The organism is Burkholderia sp. Tr-862 (genome assembly GCF_011753085.1).
Lineage (GTDB): Bacteria > Pseudomonadota > Gammaproteobacteria > Burkholderiales > Burkholderiaceae > Burkholderia > Burkholderia ambifaria.
The window spans coordinates 54,899-74,278 of sequence record NZ_VWWG01000001.1; the positions used below are offsets into that span (position 1 = coordinate 54,899).

Below are 19,380 nucleotides of genomic sequence, written 5' to 3' on the forward strand. Positions count from 1 at the left end.
GATGAACGATCAACTTCCTTCGCCGCTCGATCATTGGGACGACACCACGCCGGTCTGGACGCCGTTCCGTTCGGCGCCGCAGTCGTCGCACTGACCGCCACGTCGACGTCTCACTGATGCCGTCGTACCGCCGTCAACGGCGCGGCACGCCGTCACGCCACTCGCCCCAGTGCGTGACGATATCCTGGACGAGCGGATTGCCCGCACGGTACAGGTTCTCGGTCGCCGGGCCGAAGCCGCCCTGGTCCGCGTAGTTCAGCAGGTTGTCCGCGCTCGTCTGCCCCGCATACGGCCGGTCGAAGTCGGACCCCGTGCGCAGCACCGCGACGCGCGACAGGTCGACCCGCTTCACGCTCGCCGCGCGCTTGAGCGCTTCATACGTCGCGTTGTCTTCCTGCGCGGTCATGCAGTAGGTGCCCTTGCCGTCGGTCAGGATCTTCGTCCACTGGCGCGCGCGCTCGCCGATCAGCGTGCCCGAGAACCACGTGTTGCCCGATGACGTATCGCACTGGATCACCGTCGGCGGCCGGTTCGCCGGCGCATACGTGAACTTCGCGCGCGCGGCCTGGGCCTGCGCGCTGTCGGCGAGCACGACGTTGCGCGACAGCGCATACGCGGCATCGGTCAGCTGCGGGTTGAGCTGGAACACTTCGGTGCGGTAGTCGAGCGGCGGCTTGTCGTTCGGACTCTTCGTGTTGATGCCGAGAAACCCCGTATTCCAGCCGGCCGGAATCTCGCGCGCATCGAGCTCCCACTGCAGGCTGAAATCCACCAGGTATTTCGACCATGCGGCGGAACCGACCGTGCCTTGCGCGGGGTCGACGCCCGCGATGCCCGAGATCAGGAAATACGTGCGGCGCAGGTCGAAGCGCTGCGAGAACGTGAGCGCCATGATCGTCGCCGACGCGTTCGCATAGCCCATGCCGGTCGTGACCACGCACACGTCCTGCTTGTTGCAGTGGACGTTCGGGTAGTCAGGCGACAGGCCCGGCACGGCGATGTCGCGCCACGGGCCGATACGATCGAGCCACGCCTGGCCCTCCGGCCCGAACATCGTGATGATCATGACCTTGACCGGGCGGCCCTGTGCACCGGTCTCGGCGAATGCAGCGTTGCCCGCGCTGTTGCCCTGGTTGTCCTGCGCGATCGACGGCGCGGTCGCACAGGCCGCGAGCGAGAAGGCGGCGGCGGAAAGGATGGAGCGAGTCAGCATCGGCGTTCCTTGTTTCGGGATGTTGGGTGAGAACGGCTGTCGGAGACTGCGCGAGGGAGTATAGAACGCGCCTGCGTGATGCGGAACCCGACTACGAAACGGCGGGCGGTGTTTCGTGCGAAGCGATGCGTGTTGCGTGATGGAAACCGTACGGTCGCCGCCGCACACAAAATATCAGGAATGCTATCGGATTGGCCGCCATGTGCGACGTCGGCCGCCTCTCGCCGTTACACGCGCACGAGCCCCGCGACACCATAAGCGAGCACGACCAGCGCGGCGACCACATGGCTTGCCGCAAGCCACGCCGGCGACTTCACGAAACGCCCGATCGCGCTGCCGCCGAACGCGAACACGAGCTGCCCCGCGAGGCTGCCCGCAAACACGCACGCGGCACTGGTCAGCCAGTGCCGATGCGCACCGGCGGCGGCCGTTGCATAGCCGTAGAACAGCAGGATGGTCAGCGGATTCGCGAGCGTGACGAGAAACATCGACATGAACGGGCGAATGCCCGGTGTCGGTGCATCGCCGTCGAGCGTGCGGCGCCGGTCCCGCAGCGCGTGCCATAGCATGCGCGCGCCCATCGCGAGCAGCACGAGTGCGCCGACGGTGCGAAACAGCCACAGCTGCGACGCGAGCGTGCTCGCGAGCAGCGCGCCGAGCGTGAACGCAAGGACCGCATAGCAGCCGTCGGCAGCGGCAACCCCCACCGCCGCGCGCACGCCGGTAGCCGTACCGGCACGCATGCCGTAGTTCGCGATCATCAGCGCAACGGGCCCGACCGACAGCGCGATCGCCAGCCCGAACAGGAAGTCGTTCACCGGTCCTCGATGCCTTCGACGGAAGGCATCGATTCTAACGACGTCAAAAACGATCCGGGGTGTGAATGCGGCGTCAGGCGACGTCGACGCGCGAAGGCCCGTCCATCATCTCGCCGATCACGGCAGCGCGGTCGAAACCGTCGGCGCGGAAGCAGGCGAGCACGTCGTCGACCGCTTCCGGCGCACACGCCACCAGCAGCCCGCCCGACGTCTGCGGATCGGTCAGCAGCGCCTGCGCGACGGGCGGCAGCCCGTCGGCGAGCTGGACGTCGGTGCCGTACGCGGCCCAGTTGCGCCCTGACGCACCAGTGAACACGCCGTCGGCGACGAACGCCTCGACGCCCGCGAGCCACGGCAGCGACGCGTAATGCACGCGGGCGGTGAGGTTCGCGCCGCGGGCGAGCTCGAGCGTGTGGCCGAGCAGCCCGAAGCCCGTGACGTCGGTCAGCGCATGCACGCCCGGCAGCGCGGCGAGCTCGGCGCCCGGCCGGTTCAGCTTGGTGGTCGTCGCGACCATCTGCGCGTAGCCCGCGGCATCGAGCTGGTTCTTCTTCAGCGCGGCCGACAGTACGCCGACGCCGAGCGGCTTGCCGAGCACGAGCACATCACCCGCGCGCGCGGCCGCGTTGCGCTTCACGCGCGACGGATGCACGACGCCGATCGCCGCGAGTCCGTAGATCGGCTCGACCGAATCGATCGAATGGCCACCCGCGACCGGAATGCCGGCCTCTGCGCACACCGATTCACCGCCGCGCAGGATCGCCGCGATCGTCTCGTGCGGCAGCACGTTGATCGGCATCCCGACCAGCGCGAGCGCGAGAATCGGCTTGCCGCCCATCGCGTAGACGTCCGACAGCGCGTTGGTCGCCGCGATGCGGCCGAAGTCGAACGGATCGTCGACAATCGGCATGAAGAAGTCGGTCGTCGCGACGATCGCCTGCTCGTCGTTCAGCCGGTAGACGGCCGCGTCGTCGGAGGTCTCGGTGCCGACCAGCAGATCCGGAAACAGCGCCGGCGGCGTCGCCCGCTTCAGCAGCTCGGACAGCACGCCCGGCGCGATCTTGCAGCCGCAGCCGCCCCCGTGCGACAGGCTCGTGAGGCGCGGAACGGCGGGCGGGGTAAGGGTGGCTTCGGTCATCGTCGGCATCCGGTGAATAACAACGTTCCATTATCGACAATTCCGCGCGAGCGCGCCCGATACCCACATAATTGACGGCGCCCGCCGCTCCCGCCCCTCTCTTCGTTCATGGATCACCTCTTCATCGGCCTCGTGCTGTGCTCCGCGCTGCTGCACGCCATCTGGAATGCCTTCCTCCATGTCAGCGAGGACCGGCTCGTGCAGCTCGGCACGATGTCGCTGCCGTATCTCGCATTCGGCGCGGCGGGCGCCGCGCTGCTGCCCGCGCCGGCGCCCGCCGCGTGGCCGTACATCGCCGCGTCGGCCGCGCTCGAGGTCGCATACTGTTTCACGCTCGCGCGTGCGTACCGCAACGGCGAGTTCGGCCAGATCTATCCGATCGCGCGCGGGATCTCGCCGCTGCTCGTGTCGGTGCTCGCGCTGGCGGCGCTGCACGAGCAGCCGACGCCGTTCGGCTTCGCAGGTATCGCGCTGGTGTCGTTCGGCATCATGTCGCTCGCGCTGCGGCGCGGCTTCAGGTTCTCCGGGGAAGGCGTGCCGTATGCGCTGCTCACCGGCGTGTTCATCGCCGCGTATTCGATTTGCGACGGGATCGGCTCGCGCGTGTCCGGCAGCGCGCTCGGCTACATCGCGTGGGTGTACCTGCTGTGGAGCGTGCCGCAGCTCGTGCTGGTCTGCGCGGTGCGCGGCGGCCCGCGCGCGGTGCTCGGTTCGCGCACCGCGCTCACGCAGGGCGCGATCGCCGGCACGATCTCGCTCGCCGCGTACGGAATCGTGATCCTCGCGTACCGCCACCTGCCGGTCGCGACCGTGTCGGCGCTGCGCGAGACGAGCTCGATCTTCGCGGTCGCGATCGGCTGGTTCGTGATGCGCGAGCGGCCCGGCGCGCAGCGGCTCGCCGCATGCGCGCTGGTGGTCGCGGGCGCGGCGCTGATCCGGCTTTGAGCGAGCGCAGGCGCGCCGCCAAGCGCATGCGCCGGCCTCGCCTCGACAACCCGCACCAAGCCGCGACCGTGCCGTCGCACCGCCCCCGTCAAGCCAGCACGACGCCCCTGCCGAACGCCCGCTCGTCGATCGCCTCCGCGAGCGTCTCGAACGCCGTCGCGATCTCGTCCTCCGGCACGCATGCATAGCCGAGCAGCAACCCCGACGCCGCGCGTTCGCGCTCCGCGTAATAGCCGGACAGCGGCCGCACGACGATATTGCGTTCGAGCGCGGCCTGCGCGACCGCGCGATCGTCGACCCCGTCCGGCAGCCGCGTAACGAGATGCAGCCCGGCGTCGCTGCCGAGTGCGTGCAGCGTATCGCCGTAGCGGCGCGCGACCGCATCGAGCAGCACCTCGCGGCGCTGCCCGTACAGCGTGCGCATCTTGCGGATATGCGACACGAAGTGCCCTTCCGCGATGAACTCGGCGAGCACGGCCTGCTGCAGCAGCTGACCCTCGCGGTACAACTCGGCGCTCGCGGTCGCGAAGCTTTCCGCGAGCGGCTCCGGCGCGACCAGATAGCCGACTCGCAGCCCCGGGAACAGCGTCTTGCCGAAACTGCCGACGTAGATCACCTGCCCGGCCGTATCGAGCCCCTGCAGCGACGCGAGCGGCCGGCTGCCGTAGCGGAATTCGCTGTCGTAGTCGTCCTCGATGATCCAGCAGCCGTGCTGGCGCGCGTATTCGAGCAGCATCCGCCGCCGCGCGAGGCTCATCACCATCCCGAGCGGATACTGGTGCGACGGCGTGACGAGCATCAGCTTCGGCGGCTCGGCAAGATCGGTGGCCGATGGCGCGATCCCCTCGTCGTCGACCGGAATCGGCCGCGTGGTCAGCCCCGACACGTTCAGCACGCTGCGCACGCCCCAGTAGCACGGATCCTCGGTCCAGATGGCGTCGCCCGGATCGGTCAGGAGCCGCACCGCGAGGTCGATCGACTGGTGGATGCCGGTCGTGATCACGATCTGCTCGGGCGTGCAGCGCACCGAGCGCGACGTGCGCAGGTAGTCGGCCAGCGCCTCGCGCAACAGCGCGAGCCCGCCGCCCGGCGCGTAGGTCAGCAGGTCCGGGCGCAGCCGCCGCCAGTACTTGTTGTGCAGCCGCGTCCACACGCGCGCCGGAAAGCGCGACACATCGGGCACGCCTGGCATGAACGCGCCGCCCTGGCGCTTCGACACGCCCGCGCCTTCGACGAGCCGCGTGCCGCGCACGGACAGCCGCCGCGCGGACGATGGCACCACCGCCGGGCCGGCGGCCGGATCGGGTGGCGCGCCGACGATCTCGTCCGGCGCGCTGTCGGCGACGAAGGTGCCGCGCCCGGTGGCCGAGTTCACATAGCCTTCGAGCGCAAGCTGTTCGTAAACCTGCGTGACCGTGTTGCGGGCGATCCCGAGTTCGGCCGCGAGCAGCCGCGACGACGGCACGCGCGTGCCGGCCGGCAGTTCGCGCGACAGGATCGCCTGCTGCAGCAGCCGATGCAGCTGTCGGTAGATCGGCTGTTCGCCGCTACGCACGAGGCGCTGCGCCAGCCAGTCCGACAACACGCTTGCGCGCATGATTGGCTCCTGATTATTTATTGAAATGGCTCTGATTGTCAGAGCCAAATGTGATTATAGTCGCCTCCATGGGCTGCCAACGCGGCCGATTTTTATCCCACCAGACAGACATCAAGGAGATGACCGTGAAGAATGCCGACCTGCAGGCCCGCAAGAACGCCGCCACCCCGCGCGGCGTCGGCGTGATGTGTGATTTCTACGCAGCCCGCGCCGAGAATGCGGAGCTGTGGGATGTCGAAGGCCGCCGCTTCATCGATTTCGCCGCCGGCATCGCGGTGCTGAACACGGGCCATCGCCACCCGAAGATCGTCAAGGCGATCGCGGACCAGCTGAACAACTTTACGCACACCGCTTACCAGATCGTCCCGTACGCGTCGTACGTCGAGCTGGCCGAGAAGATCAACGCACGCGCGCCGGGCGACTTCCCGAAAAAGACCGCGTTCTTCACGACCGGCGCCGAAGCCGTCGAAAACGCGATCAAGATTGCACGCGCCGCGACCGGCCGTCCGGGTGTCATCGCGTTCTCGGGCGGCTTCCACGGCCGCACGATGATGGGCATGGCGCTGACCGGCAAGGTCGCCCCGTACAAGCTGAACTTCGGCCCGTTCCCGGGCGACGTGTTCCACGCCCCGTACCCGAACGCGCTGCACGGCGTGACGACGGCCGACTCGATCAAGGCGATCGAGATGCTGTTCAAGGCCGACATCGATCCGAAGCGCGTCGCCGCGATCATCTTCGAACCGGTCCAGGGCGAAGGCGGTTTCTACGCGGCGCCGGCCGAATTCGTGCGCGCGCTGCGCAAGATCTGTAACGAACACGGCATCCTGCTGATCGCCGACGAAGTGCAAACGGGCTTCGCACGCACCGGCAAGCTGTTCGCGATGCAGCACTACGACGTGCTGGCCGACCTGATCACGATGGCGAAGAGCCTTGCGGGCGGCATGCCGCTGTCGGGCGTTGTCGGCCGCGCCGACGTGATGGATGCGGCGGCTCCCGGCGGCCTCGGCGGCACCTACGCGGGCAACCCGCTGGCGGTCGCATCGGCGCACGCGGTGCTCGAGATCATCGACGAAGAGCAGCTGTGCGAGCGTGCGACGCAACTCGGCGACGTGCTGAAGGCGAAGCTGAATGCGCTGCAGGCCGACGTGCCGCAGATCGCCGACGTGCGCGGCCCGGGCGCGATGATCGCGGTCGAGTTCCTGAAGCCGGGTTCGGGCGAGCCGGACGCCGACTTCACGAAGCGCGTGCAAGCGCGTGCGCTCGAGCGCGGGCTGCTGCTGCTCGTGTGCGGCGTGTACTCGAACGTCGTGCGCTTCCTGTTCCCGCTGACGATCCCGCAGGCCGTGTTCGACGAAGCGCTCGTGATCCTCGAGGAAGTGCTGAAGGAGACGGTCGGCGTGCCGGCCTGAGTTCCCGCCGACTTCAACTGATTGCGCCGCCGCCGTCTTCACGACGGCGGCGGCCGTTTCATCCGTCCTTTTTCAAAGCAGGCTATTCATATGAGCACGGTTCAGGAAACCCTGGCACTGAAAGACCCGTCGCTGTTCCGCCAGCAGGCGTACGTCAACGGCGAATGGCAAGGCGCGGCGAACGGCGAGTCGTTCGAAGTCCGCAACCCGGCGACCGGCGGCCTGCTCGGCACCGTGCCGGCGATGGGCACGGCCGAGACGCGCCACGCGATCGAAGCCGCGAACGCCGCATGGCCGGCGTGGCGCAAGAAGACCGCGAAGGAGCGCGCGGCGATCCTGCGCAAGTGGCACGACCTGATGATGGAAAACGCCGACGATCTCGCGCTGATCCTGACCACCGAGCAGGGCAAGTCGCTGGCCGAGGCGAAGGGCGAGATCGGCTACGCGGCATCGTTCCTCGAGTGGTTCGCGGAAGAAGGCAAGCGCGTATACGGCGACACGATCCCGACGCCGGCGAGCGACAAGCGCATCGTCGTGACGAAGGAAGCGATCGGCGTGTGCGCGGCGATCACGCCGTGGAACTTCCCGGCGGCGATGATCACCCGCAAGGTCGGCCCGGCGCTCGCGGCAGGCTGCCCGATCGTCGTGAAGCCGGCCGAAGCGACGCCGTTCTCCGCGCTCGCGATGGCCGTGCTGGCCGAGCGCGCGGGCGTGCCGGCCGGCGTATTCAGCGTCGTCACGGGCGACCCGAAGGCGATCGGCGGCGAGCTGACGTCGAACCCGATCGTGCGCAAGCTGTCGTTCACCGGCTCGACGCCGGTCGGCCGCCTGCTGATGGCGCAATGCGCGGCGACGGTCAAGAAGGTGTCGCTGGAGCTCGGCGGCAACGCGCCGTTCATCGTGTTCGACGATGCCGATCTCGATGCGGCCGTGCAGGGCGCGATCGCGTCGAAGTACCGCAACAGCGGCCAGACGTGCGTGTGCACGAACCGCTTCTACGTACACGAAGCCGTGTACGACCAGTTCGCGCAGAAGCTCGCGGCGGCGGTCGGCCAGTTGAAGGTTGGGCGCGGCACGGAGCCGGGCGTCACGCAGGGTCCGCTGATCAACGAAGCGGCCGTGCTGAAGGTCGAGGCGCACATCGAGGACGCGCTCGCGAAGGGCGCGACCGTCGTGACGGGCGGCAAGCGCCATGCGCTTGGCCACGGCTTCTTCGAGCCGACCGTGCTGACGGGCGTCACGCCGGCGATGAAGGTCGCAAAGGAAGAGACGTTCGGGCCGCTCGCGCCGCTGTTCAAGTTCAGCAGCGACGACGAGGTGATCCGCCTTGCGAACGACACCGAGTTCGGCCTGGCCGCTTACTTCTTCAGTCGCGACATCGGCCGCGTGTGGAAGGTCGCCGAAGCGCTCGAATACGGGATGGTCGGCGTGAACACGGGCCTGATCTCGAACGAAGTCGCGCCGTTCGGCGGCGTCAAGCAGTCGGGCCTCGGCCGCGAAGGCTCGCACTACGGCATCGACGACTACGTCGTGATCAAGTACCTCTGCCTGGCTGTTTGATGGTTCGTGGCCTGTCGCGTTCGTGACAGGCCCGACCGCCCGGCCGGAACCGGGCGGTCACGACGCGGGCCGGTGGCCCTCTCCGCCGTGTCCGCGTCGCCTCCTTCCCGCGTGCGATGTCGCCATGCTTCATGTGCGCGATGTCGATCCCGCGTCGGCCGAACGTCATACCGTTCGGCAATTTCGTCCAAGTCCGATTTCTCGTTGCGCTGCCACCCGCTAGATTGAGCGTTCCACCCCGCTCCGGTTTGCCCGCGCATGAACCCTTCTCCCGTCCGCCCGACCCGCGTCCTCCCCGCACTGCGTCCTCCCGCTCGCCCGGGTGGCACAACTTGCATGCAAGGAGCCCGCGCATGATCGCGAGCACGTCCGGTCCGGCGGGAAAGCCCGGCGGCACGAGCAATCACCAGCCGTTCAACATCGTCTACGACGGGCCCGCGCTCGGCGAGCACCGGATGGACGTGCGCGACCTCGCGCCGGTGCTGCTCGCGATCGCCGACCTGTTCTCGTGCGCCAACAAGGAACTCAATGGCGAGCACGCCGAGGTACATCTCGAGGTCAGGGGCAGCTTCAAGGCCGGCTCGTTCCACGCCGAACTGATCTTCGTGCAGTCGCTCGCGAGCCAGATCCGCGATCTGTTCGCGGCGCCGAACGCCAATGCGTTCAGCAACGCGCTGGCGATCCTCGCCGCACTGGGGATCGTCGGAGGCGGCGGCCTGATCGGCCTCATCCGCACGCTGCGCGGACGCAAACCGCATCGCACCGAGCCGGAGGGAACGAACGTCAGGATCTGGATCTCGGAGCAGGAATGCTTCGTCGTCGATGAACCCATCGTCCGGCTGTATCGGAATCGGGCCATTCGCGTGAACCTGCAGAAAGTGCTGTCGCCGCTCGAACGCGACGGCATCGACCGCTTCGGCATCGTGCGCGACGACACCGTCGAACTCTCGATCGAATGCGACGAACTCGCTACGTTCGCGAGCAGCGACGATCCCGGCGAAGTGGTCACCGACACGATCGCGCTCAAGATGCTGAAGCTCGAATCCGTCGTGTTCAAGGACGGCAACAAATGGCGCGTGCACGACGGCACGTCAGCGTTCTTTGCCGCACTGGACGACGAACAGTTCATCGCGAAGGTCGATGCCGGCGAGCGCTTCGGAAAGGGCGACGTGCTGATCGTCGATCTGCGTCAAACGCAGATCATCACCGACGAAGGGCTTCGCAACGAATACCGGATCGTCAAGGTTCGCGAGCACCGTGCGCCGCTGCAACCGGCGCTGATTTGATCCTTGCCGCGGGCGGAGGTGATGCGCGGGCCGCTCCTCTCCGCCGCACCCCGCTTTCAACGAAACACGTTCACCGCATCCACCAGCCGCGTCGCCTGCTGCTTGAGGCTTTCCGACGCCGCCGCGCTCTGCTCGACCAGCGCCGCGTTCTGCTGCGTGATGTTGTCCAGATGCACGACCGCCTGATCGACCTGCGCGACGCCGGTGCTTTGCTCGGCCGTCGACGAACTGATTTCCGCGATCAGGTCCGACACGCGCTTCACCTGCGTGACGATATCCTCCATCGTCCTGCCCGCATCGTCGACCCGCCGGGCACCCGACTCGACCCGGTCGACGCTCGCGCCGATCAACGTCTTGATTTCCTTCGCCGCGTTCGCGCTGCGCTGCGCGAGCGCCCTCACCTCGCCGGCAACCACCGCGAAACCGCGCCCCTGTTCGCCCGCGCGTGCCGCTTCGACTGCCGCGTTCAGCGCGAGAATGTTGGTCTGGAACGCGATCCCGTCGATCACGCCGATGATGTCGGCAATCTTGCGCGAGCTGTCGGTGATGTCGCGCATCGTCGTGACGACTTCGCTCACCGCCTGCCCGCCTCGCTCGGCCGCATCGCTCGCGGACACCGCAAAGCGGTTTGCCTGCAGCGCGGTCTCCGCATTGCTGTCGACGGTGGCCGTCATCTCGGCCATCGATGCGGCCGTCTCCTGCACGCTCGACGCAGCCTGTTCGGTGCGCGCGCTCAGGTCGTTGTTGCCTTGCGCGATCTCGTTGCTCGCGCGCTGCACGTTGTGCACCTGCTCGCTGACGTCGTCGACGAGCCAGCGGAACATCAGCCCGAGCTGGTTGATCGTGCGCAGCGTCATGCCGATCTCGTCGACCCGGTTCATCCGCACGCCGCGCCGGCTTTCGCCGGTCGCGACGTTCAGCGCCTGGTCGTGCAGTTGCTTCAGCGGACGCACGATCTGCGCATCGAGCCACAGCCCGGCCGCCACCGACATGCCGGCCGTCGCCGCCGCAAACGCCGCGAGCCCGCCACCGGTCAGCCCGCAGGCCCAGCCCGCGCCGACGACGGCCGGCGCCAGCACGCACAGCGCCGCATGAACGCGGGCGCGCACCGACATCGTCTGCGGCAGCGACGCGATGCGCATCAGCCCGGTCCGGACGATCAAGCCCTTGTGGAAGCGGCGCTGGCCCGCCTTGCCTTCGCGGAATGCGCGATACAGCGCGTCGGCCGCCGCGATCTCGTCGCGCGGCGCCCTGGTGCGCACCGACATATAGCCATGCGGCGCGCCGTTGCGCATCACGGGCACCGCGTTCGCGCGCACCCAGTAATGGTCGCCGTTCTTGCGGCGGTTCTTCACGAGTGCCGTCCACGGTTCACCGTTCTTCAGCGTCGCCCACATGTCGGCGAACGCCTCCTTCGGCATGTCCGGGTGCCGCACGACGTTGTGCGGCTGGCCGACGAGTTCGTCGGTCGAGAAGCCGCTCACGTGCGCGAACGTCGTGTTCGCGTACGTGATGATGCTGTCGGCATCGGTGGTCGACATCAGCGTGACGTCGTCGGGAAATTCGAATTCTTGTTGGGTGACAGGCTGGTTGTTGCGCATGCAGGGCTCCGAAAAGCGGATCCGGACGCAGGACCCGCGCGGCGCGAAAATCACGCTCAGTAGCCGAAAAACGGTTTATCGCTTCACGACGGTCTCGATCTAACTGTCGGCAATTTCCGGAAAAACCTTAATCCGGACGCGCGTAAAATATCGAATTCGGGCTTCAGGATGATTTCGATCAAATAATCCCGCGAAATCTCGCGATAATCGCGTCCGGCGCTTGGCGGATGCAGTCCGACTGCGTTACGCGATAACGTCAAGCGACGCACCAATCCGGGCAGCCGTTGCACGCGGCAAAACGATTCAGCCTGATCGGCTTCATTCAACCGGCATTCGAACGTATTTCCATTCGCTCAACCCCGCCCACACGGAGAACGACTTTGCAGAACGCGCCGCGGCCGCCGGCCATGCCGAAGATCCTCGTCAGCATGTGCGTGCTCGGTCATCCCGTCCGTTACAACGGCTCGGCGAAGACCGCCGCGCACGAAACGCTCGCACGGTGGCAGCGTGAAGGGCGTCTGGTGCCCGTGTGTCCGGAACTCGCAGGAGGAATGAGCGTGCCGCGTCCACCCGCCGAAATCGCGAACGGCGAATCGGGGCCACGCGTTCTGGCGGGTGCCGCGCGCATCGTCGACGTGCACGGTACCGACGTGACGGCGCAATTCGTCGACGGTGCGCAGACCGCGCTCGCGCTGGCACGCGCGCACGATTGCCGCTTCGCGATCCTGGCGGACGGTAGTCCGTCGTGCGGAAGCCGTTTCATTTACGACGGGAGTTTTGCGGGCCGGCGGCATGCCGGCGCCGGCGTGACGGCGGCGCTGCTGCGCCAGCATGGCGTCGAGGTATTCGCGGACACCGAGATCGACGCGCTCGCCGCGCGCCTCGCGCGACAATCGCCCGCTGAATGACGATGTGGCCGGCACGAAGATCGCGCGCGGCCACATCATCCGAAAAGAGAATACGGTGAAGCGGCGCACATGCCGCGCGCGCTTCACCGCTTCACCGCATCACGCGATCACACACGTTCGATCGCGATCGCGATGCCCTGGCCGACGCCGATGCACATCGTGCACAGCGCGAAGCGGCCGTTGGTGCGATGCAGCTGATACATCGCGGTCGTGACCAGACGCGCGCCCGACGCGCCGAGCGGATGGCCGAGCGCGATCGCGCCGCCGTTGGGGTTCACGCGAGGATCATCGTCGGCGACGCCGAGCATACGCAGCACCGCAAGACCCTGCGATGCGAACGCTTCGTTCAGCTCGATCACGTCGAACTGGTCGATCGTCATCCCGAGCCGCGCGAGCAGCTTCTGCGTGGCCGGCGCGGGGCCGATGCCCATCACGCGCGGCGCGACGCCGGCCGTCGCGATGCCGAGCACGCGGGCGCGCGGCGTCAGGCCGAAGCGCTTCGCGGTAGCCTCGTTCGCGAGCAGCAGCGCAGCGGCGCCGTCGTTCACGCCCGACGCGTTGCCGGCCGTCACGGAGCCGTCCGGACGCACGACGCCCTTCAGCTTCGCGAGCGCTTCGAGCGACGTTTCACGCGGATGCTCGTCACGCGAAAAGACGACCGGATCGCCCTTCTTCTGCGGAATCGTGACCGACACGATTTCCTCGGCGAGCGTGCCGTCCTGTTGCGCACGCGCGGCCTTCTGCTGGCTACGCAGCGCGAACAGATCCTGATCGGCGCGGCTGATGTTGTAGTCGACCGCGACGTTCTCGCCCGTCTCCGGCATCGAATCCACGCCATGCAGCTGTTTCATCAGCGGATTGACGAAACGCCAGCCGATCGTCGTGTCGTAGATGTCGGCCTGGCGCGCGAACGCGCTGGCGGCCTTGCCCATCACGAACGGCGCGCGCGTCATGCTTTCGACACCGCCGGCCACCATCAGCGCGGCCTCGCCCGACTTGATCGCGCGCGCGGCCACGCCGACCGCGTCCATCCCGGAACCGCACAGGCGGTTGATCGTCGAACCCGGCACGCCCTCCGGCAGGCCCGCGAGCAGCGCGGACATGCGCGCGACGTTGCGGTTGTCCTCGCCGGCCTGGTTCGCGCAGCCGTAGATCACGTCGTCGATCGCCGTCCAGTCGACATCGCGGTTGCGCTCGACGAGCGCCTTGAGCGGCACCGCGCCGAGGTCGTCGGCGCGCACGCCGGACAGCGCGCCGCCGTAGCGGCCGATCGGGGTACGGATCGCATCACACAGAAAAGCTTCGGTCATCAGTGTCTCCGGTCTCATGCAAAGCTGGGAAATGAATGAAACGCGCCCCTTGCATTGCCCGCCGGGATGCGCTTAAATGTTCTATATACGAACATAAGATCGTGTATCGAACGTTTAACGCATCATAGGGAGTGCGGGGACGACCTGTCAAGCGCCGGTCAGCGAGGCGGTTGGCGTGTCAGGCCCCATGCGCTATCTTCTCGGCTGCACGACAATCCGACCGTTCATGACAACCGAAGACATCCAGACGAAACCCGGCGACTCCTATGTGCAGTCGTTCGCGCGCGGCCTCGCGGTGATCCGCGCGTTCGACGCCCAGCGCCCGGAGCAGACGCTCACCGAGGTCGCCTCGGCCACCGGGCTCACCCGCGCGGGCGCGCGCCGGATCCTGCTGACGCTGCAGACGCTCGGCTATGTCGAGGCCGACGGCCGGCTGTTCCGGCTCACGCCGAAGATCCTCGAGCTCGGCTTCGCGTATCTCACGTCGATGCCGTTCTGGAATCTCGCCGATCCGGTGATGGAGCAATTGTCCGCGCAGATCCACGAAAGCTGCTCGGCCGCCGTGCTCGACCGCACCGAGATCGTCTACGTGCTGCGCGTGCCGACCCGCAAGATCATGACGATCAACCTGTCGATCGGCAGCCGCCTGCCCGCGTACTGCACGTCGATGGGCCGCGTGCTGCTGTCCGCGCTCGACGAAGCGACGCTCGACGAAACGCTCGCGCAGAGCAACATCCGTGCGCACACGCCCCGCACGATCACCGACATCGGCGAGTTGAAGGCGACGATCGCGCAGGCGCGCCAGCAAGGCTGGGCCGTGGTCGACCAGGAACTGGAAGTGGGCCTGATGTCGATTTCCGCGCCGATCCGCAACCGGCGCGGGCAGGTGATCGCCGCGATGAACATCAGCGGCAACGCGCAGCGGCATACCGCGAAGCAGATGGTGAAAGAGTTTCTCGGGCCGCTGCAGCAGGCCGCGCAGACGGTATCGGAGCTGGTGGCACGGCGCGGGTGAGCGGGCCTAGCGAACCGGCAGGCTCGCGCGGAACGTTTCCCCCGCAGCCGGAGCGCCGCGGTGGGCTGCCTCGATTGTCGTGTCGGCGATACGACAAGTCGCGCGCATAAAAAGACGGGCGGCATGCGCCGCCCGCTCAACTCTCTGACTCTATTGCAACATCCTTCTCACGGAGGGCGGAGCGAACTCCGCACCACCAATTTAGTGACGCGGCAAAGCCGGGTCAATTTGACGAGAACGAAATTGCACGGCGCCTCTCGGTCACCGTGCCGCCCGGCCACTCACGCGCCAAGCAACATCCCCTTGCGCACCGGCACCGCCCCCGTCACGCGGCCGAGCGGCGCGCCGGCCGTCACGAAGCGGATCGCGCGCCGCATGTAGAACACGCCGTCGGTGCTGCTCGATACCGTCGTGATCGCGTCGGTCAGCGGATCGACGATGTCGAACAGCGGATCGCCCGCGCGAATCGTCGCGCCGATCGCCGCGCGGTGCACAAGAATCCCGCTCACCGGCGCGTAGAACTGCTCACTGCCCGCGAGCGGCGTGGCCGGCGCGGCGAGCGGCGGCAGCGGCGTGCGCTCGCCGCGCACGGCGCCGCACCACACCAGATAGTCGACGAGCGCGTCGGCGTCGCGCGCCGCGTATTCATACGTCACATCGCGCTGGCCGCGGCATTCGACGGTCACGGCCACAGTGCCCGCCGCCATCGGCGTGCGCTCCGGCAGGTGCTGCCGCAACTGCGACCACAGCAGGTGATGCGCATCGTCGAACGCGTGGCCGCCCGAATCCTCGGCCAGCAGCGATGCCGCCGCGCCGAGATAGCGCGCGAGCGGCTCGACCTGCGGCCACGCGGTGTCGCTCGTGTACACGTGCATCACGGCTTCGAGCGAGCAATGCAGGTCGATCACGACATCGGCGTCATGCGATAGCTTCAGCAGCGCCAGCTGCAACGCGTCGAATTCGGTCCGTGGTGCGACCGCGTCGAGCGCCGCGCCGACGCATTCGCGCACGATCGCGCGATTGCGTTCGGGATCCGCGCCGAGCCGGTCGCGCGCGCGTGCGGCGATGTCCGCAAGCGGCAGGAAGCCACGATTGAAGTTGCGCCCGCTCGCGAGATCGAACCGGCCGATGAATTGCCCGAGCACATGGTGATTGAGCCCGACCGGGTTCGCGACCGGCACCAGCACGATCTCGGCCGCGAGCCGGCTGTCGGCGTCGAGCTGCGCGAGACGCTGCTTGAGCACGACCGCGGCGAGCATCGCGGGCGTTTCGTCCGCGTGCAGCGCGGCCTGCAGGTAGATCTTGCGGCCCGCGTCGGCCGGCCCGAAATGAAAGCTCGTCAGCGTGCGCTGCGTGCCGATCGACGGCGACAGGAGCGGCGTGTTGCGAATCTGCATCGAGGGTCTCGAACGAAAAATGCGGGGAAAAACGGCGCGCGCGGATCAGTCACCGTACGGGTTGAAATCGAAGTACATCTTCCCGAGCCGGTCGCACGTGCCATCCTTCAGCCTCGGCGCGACCGCATCGGCGAACGCGAAACCCTCGCCCTCCGGCTGGCGCGGATCGCCGCCCGCGGCGCGGCACGTCAGTCCATCGACTCGCGCGCGGTCTCGCGCAGCATCGCCACCGCGATCAGCGACAGCACCACGCATGCGGCCACGTAGCCGGCCGGCGCGAGCTTGCTGCCGGTCGTCTTCACGAGCCAGGTCGCGATCAGCTGCGCGGTGCCGCCGAAAATCGTCACCGCGAGTGCATACGCGATCGAGATCCCCGTCGCGCGCACATGGCGCGGCAGCGATTCGCACATCAGCGCCATTTCGGATGCCGACCCGAGCGAATAGAACAGCAGCATCAGCGCGGTCAGCGGCAGGATCACGGACAGCGTCGGATGATGATTCATCAGCCAGAACGCCGGGAACAGCAGCAGGACGAGCACACCGCGCCCCACGAAGATCGGCATGCGCCGGCTGCCGAGACGGTCCGACAGCCAGCCGAACAGCGGACACGTCACCAGCATCACGCAGCCCGACGCGACGCCGACGAACATCGACAGCTTCATCGGCAGCCCGAGCGTATGGATCGCGTAGGTCGGCATGTAGAAGGTCAGGATGTAGGTCGACACCGTGCCGCCCATCACCGTCAGCATCAACAGCAGCACCGTGCGCGTGTGCTGCGAGAACAGCTCGCGCAGCACGCCGCGTTCGATTCCGTGGTGGCTGTCGCCGGGCGCATCGTCCGCGAGCCGGCGGCGCAGGTACATACCGACTGGGGCGATCAGCACGCCCACGAAGAACGGCAGGCGCCAGCCCCAGCCCTCGAGCGCATCCTTCGTCAGCGTGTTCGACAGCAGCGCCGCGAAACCCGAACCCATCAGCGCAGCGCCGCCCTGCGTCGCGAGCTGCCAGCTCGCGCGGAACGCACGGTGCGACGTGCCGCCCTGCTCGATCAGCGTGGATGTCGCCGCGCCGAACTCGCCGCCCTGCGAGAAGCCCTGCATCAGCCGCGCGCAGACGACCAGCAGCGGCGCGGCCACGCCGGCCTGTGCGTAGGTCGGCGCGATCGCGATCAGGCCGGTGCCGAGCGCCATCAGCATGATCGTCAGGTTCAGCGCGGCCTTGCGGCCCTTGCGGTCCGCATAGACGCCGAGCACGACGCTGCCGAGCGGCCGCGTGAAGAAGCCGGCGGCAAACGTCGCGACCGACAGCAGCAGCGACGTGGTCGGGTCGCTCGACGGGAAGAACAGCTTGCCGATCAGTACTGCGAAAAAGCCGTACACGGTGAAATCGAAGAATTCCAGCCAGTTGCCGATCACGGCCGCCGCGATCGCGCCGCGCTTCGTGACGGCCGGTGCGTCGCGCGTATCGGTTGCGGCGGCGCCCGTCGACGCGGGGTGCAGCGCGAGATGGTCTTTCTGCATCGTTCGTCTCTCCTCTCAATGCGGCCGGAAGCGCCGGCCACGCGCCGCCGCCGGGATTACTGCCCGAGGTAACGCTCCACGAGGCGCGTCCAGAACGCCGCGCCGATCGGCAGATTGCGATCGTTGAAGTCGTACTTCGGGTTGTGCACCATACAGCCGTCTTCCCCTTCGCCGTTGCCGAGCCGCACGAACGAGCCGGGCCGCTGCTGCAGCATGAACGCGAAATCCTCGCTGCCCATCAGCAGGTCGGCCTGGTCGACGACGTGCGCGTCGCCGACCAGCTCGCGCGCGACCTGCGCGGCGAAATCCGTTTCGGCATCCGTATTGACGACGACCGGATAGCCTTCGATGTACTCGACGTGCGCAATCGCGCCGTAGCTCGCGGCCTGCGATTCGGCGAGCTCGACGATGCGGCGCTTCAGCAGCGCGCGCACTTCGGGGCTGAACGAACGCACGCTGAGTTCGAGGCGGGCGCCGTTCGGGATCACGTTGTTCGCGGTGCCCGCGTGCATCGAGCCGACCGTGACGACCGCCGGCTGCGATGGGTCGACGTTGCGCGCGACGATCGTCTGCAGCGCCATCACGATGCTCGCCGCGACGACCACCGGGTCGACCGTCAGGTGCGGCCGCGCCGCGTGGCCGCCGACGCCCTCGATCGAGATGATCGCCTTGTCGCCGGCCGACATGAACGGGCCGCGCCGCGTGAGGAACACGCCGGGCGCCGCGCCCGGATGATTGTGCATGCCGAACACCGCATCGCACGGAAAGCGCTCGAACAGGCCGTCGTCGATCATCTTCTTCGCGCCGCTGTCGACGCCGTGCTCTTCGGCCGGCTGGAAATACAGGTGCACGGTGCCGGAGAAGTTGCGCGTCTTCGCGAGGTGCTGCGCGGCGCCGAGCAGCATCGTCGTGTGGCCGTCGTGGCCGCACGCGTGCATCTTGCCGTGCGTGCCGCTCGCATACGGCAGGCCGGTTGCCTCGAGGATCGGCAGCGCATCCATGTCCGCGCGGATGCCGATGCTGCGCGTGCCGTCGCCGACCCGCAGCGTGCCGACCACCCCCGTCTGCCCGACCCCGCGCGTCACCTGCCAGCCCCATTGCTCGAGCTTGTCCGCGACGAGCGCGGCCGTCTCGTGCTCCTCGTACGCGAGTTCCGGGTGGTGGTGAATGTGATGGCGGATCTCGCGCAGCCCGCCGGCGGCGGGCATCAGATCCTCGATTTCGGTGAATCGGACGTCGGTGGTCATCAAGCGGCTCCTGCTGATGGGAAAGCGAGCCACTATATCGAGCCGATATCGGCTCAATAAGATGCGGAATTTTTCACCGCGATAAGATTTTTTAATCAGGGTTAGTACGGGGGGGCGCTACTTGTAGCCTTCGATTAGATGTGGATACGGGCGCTGGGAGAATCGCTGGGCTGCCCGCTTGCAGATAGCGCCAGATCCGGTCATGCGTTCGTATGGCGAAATCCATGTGCGGCGGTTCGAATCATTCGAACCGCCCCGTGTTGAACGACGTCGCTCGTCGCGGCAACTCAGAAGGTACACGTCGCGAATTAAAGCTGGCACTGACCATAGCCTTGCGAAGACCGGTGTCAACTCCCGAGCAGCGCCGGCAACTCCTATCGCGCGTTGTACGAAACCAGAGTTTGAGCAGGCGATCG

General features: G+C 67.6%; 15 protein-coding genes. 6 read left to right on the forward strand and 9 right to left on the reverse strand.

The annotated features are described in order from the left end of the window. Positions 1-133: 133 nt before the first annotated feature. The 3 genes from F3J14_RS00250 to selD form a co-directional block, all read right to left on the reverse strand. Positions 134-1,213 carry a purine nucleoside permease gene (locus F3J14_RS00250; protein WP_166721245.1) on the reverse strand — a complete coding sequence of 360 codons (1,080 nt, stop codon included), beginning with the start codon at positions 1,211-1,213 and terminating at the stop codon, positions 134-136. A gap of 227 nt (positions 1,214-1,440) precedes the next feature. After that, entirely contained in the window at positions 1,441-2,031 is a 591-nt protein-coding gene (locus F3J14_RS00255; protein ID WP_166721246.1) for a LysE family transporter, read from the reverse strand. Positions 2,032-2,104: 73 nt separating this feature from the next. Then, positions 2,105-3,169: a selenide, water dikinase SelD gene (gene selD / locus F3J14_RS00260; protein WP_166721247.1), complete on the reverse strand. Its 1,065-nt coding sequence runs from the start codon at positions 3,167-3,169 to the stop codon at positions 2,105-2,107. 108 nt (positions 3,170-3,277) lie between these two features. Here selD and F3J14_RS00265 point away from each other — a divergent pair, with 108 nt between their 5' ends. Beyond that, entirely contained in the window at positions 3,278-4,114 is an 837-nt protein-coding gene (locus F3J14_RS00265) for a DMT family transporter (protein ID WP_166721248.1), read from the forward strand. An 88-nt stretch (positions 4,115-4,202) separates the two neighbouring features. Here the strand turns inward: F3J14_RS00265 and F3J14_RS00270 are convergent, their stop codons facing one another. Continuing rightward, a complete protein-coding gene (locus tag F3J14_RS00270) occupies positions 4,203-5,711 on the reverse strand; it encodes a PLP-dependent aminotransferase family protein (RefSeq protein WP_166721249.1) in 1,509 nt (502 codons plus the stop codon). Positions 5,712-5,830: 119 nt separating this feature from the next. Between F3J14_RS00270 and F3J14_RS00275 the strand changes: the two genes are divergently transcribed. The 3 genes from F3J14_RS00275 (at position 5,831) to F3J14_RS00285 (ending at position 9,966) form a co-directional block, all read left to right on the forward strand. Then, complete coding sequence (locus tag F3J14_RS00275; RefSeq protein WP_166721250.1) at positions 5,831-7,120, forward strand: 4-aminobutyrate--2-oxoglutarate transaminase; 1,290 nt, start codon at positions 5,831-5,833, stop codon at positions 7,118-7,120. Positions 7,121-7,210: 90 nt separating this feature from the next. After that, positions 7,211-8,680, forward strand: a complete 1,470-nt coding sequence (gene gabD / locus F3J14_RS00280) for an NADP-dependent succinate-semialdehyde dehydrogenase (RefSeq protein ID WP_166721251.1) — start codon at positions 7,211-7,213, stop codon at positions 8,678-8,680. Between the two features lie 140 nt (positions 8,681-8,820). Next, a complete protein-coding gene (locus F3J14_RS00285) occupies positions 8,821-9,966 on the forward strand; it encodes a hypothetical protein (protein ID WP_247682083.1) in 1,146 nt (381 codons plus the stop codon). 56 nt (positions 9,967-10,022) lie between these two features. Here F3J14_RS00285 and F3J14_RS00290 read toward each other — a convergent pair whose 3' ends face one another. Then, positions 10,023-11,567: a PAS domain-containing methyl-accepting chemotaxis protein gene (locus tag F3J14_RS00290; RefSeq protein ID WP_166721252.1), complete on the reverse strand. Its 1,545-nt coding sequence runs from the start codon at positions 11,565-11,567 to the stop codon at positions 10,023-10,025. A gap of 380 nt (positions 11,568-11,947) precedes the next feature. Between F3J14_RS00290 and F3J14_RS00295 the strand changes: the two genes are divergently transcribed. Continuing rightward, positions 11,948-12,475, forward strand: coding sequence for a DUF523 domain-containing protein (locus F3J14_RS00295; protein ID WP_166721253.1), 528 nt, complete (start codon positions 11,948-11,950; stop codon positions 12,473-12,475). 107 nt (positions 12,476-12,582) lie between these two features. Here the strand turns inward: F3J14_RS00295 and pcaF are convergent, their stop codons facing one another. After that, positions 12,583-13,785: a 3-oxoadipyl-CoA thiolase gene (pcaF, locus tag F3J14_RS00300; protein ID WP_041491539.1), complete on the reverse strand. Its 1,203-nt coding sequence runs from the start codon at positions 13,783-13,785 to the stop codon at positions 12,583-12,585. 226 nt (positions 13,786-14,011) lie between these two features. Between pcaF and F3J14_RS00305 the strand changes: the two genes are divergently transcribed. Further along, complete coding sequence (locus F3J14_RS00305; RefSeq protein ID WP_166721254.1) at positions 14,012-14,800, forward strand: IclR family transcriptional regulator; 789 nt, start codon at positions 14,012-14,014, stop codon at positions 14,798-14,800. Positions 14,801-15,081: 281 nt separating this feature from the next. On the opposite strand, the gene F3J14_RS00310 is transcribed toward F3J14_RS00305, so the two are convergent. From F3J14_RS00310 to F3J14_RS00320, 3 genes are all read right to left on the reverse strand, one after another. Next, positions 15,082-16,197 (reverse strand): succinylglutamate desuccinylase/aspartoacylase family protein, encoded by a 1,116-nt coding sequence (locus F3J14_RS00310; protein WP_166721255.1) that lies wholly within the window; start codon positions 16,195-16,197, stop codon positions 15,082-15,084. A gap of 188 nt (positions 16,198-16,385) precedes the next feature. Continuing rightward, the gene (locus F3J14_RS00315) at positions 16,386-17,717 is read right to left on the reverse strand and encodes an MFS transporter (RefSeq protein ID WP_166721256.1); all 1,332 of its coding nucleotides are present in this window, start codon (positions 17,715-17,717) and stop codon (positions 16,386-16,388) included. 56 nt (positions 17,718-17,773) lie between these two features. Next, a complete protein-coding gene (locus F3J14_RS00320) occupies positions 17,774-18,964 on the reverse strand; it encodes a M20 aminoacylase family protein (RefSeq protein WP_166721257.1) in 1,191 nt (396 codons plus the stop codon). Between the last annotated feature and the right edge of the window lie 416 nt (positions 18,965-19,380).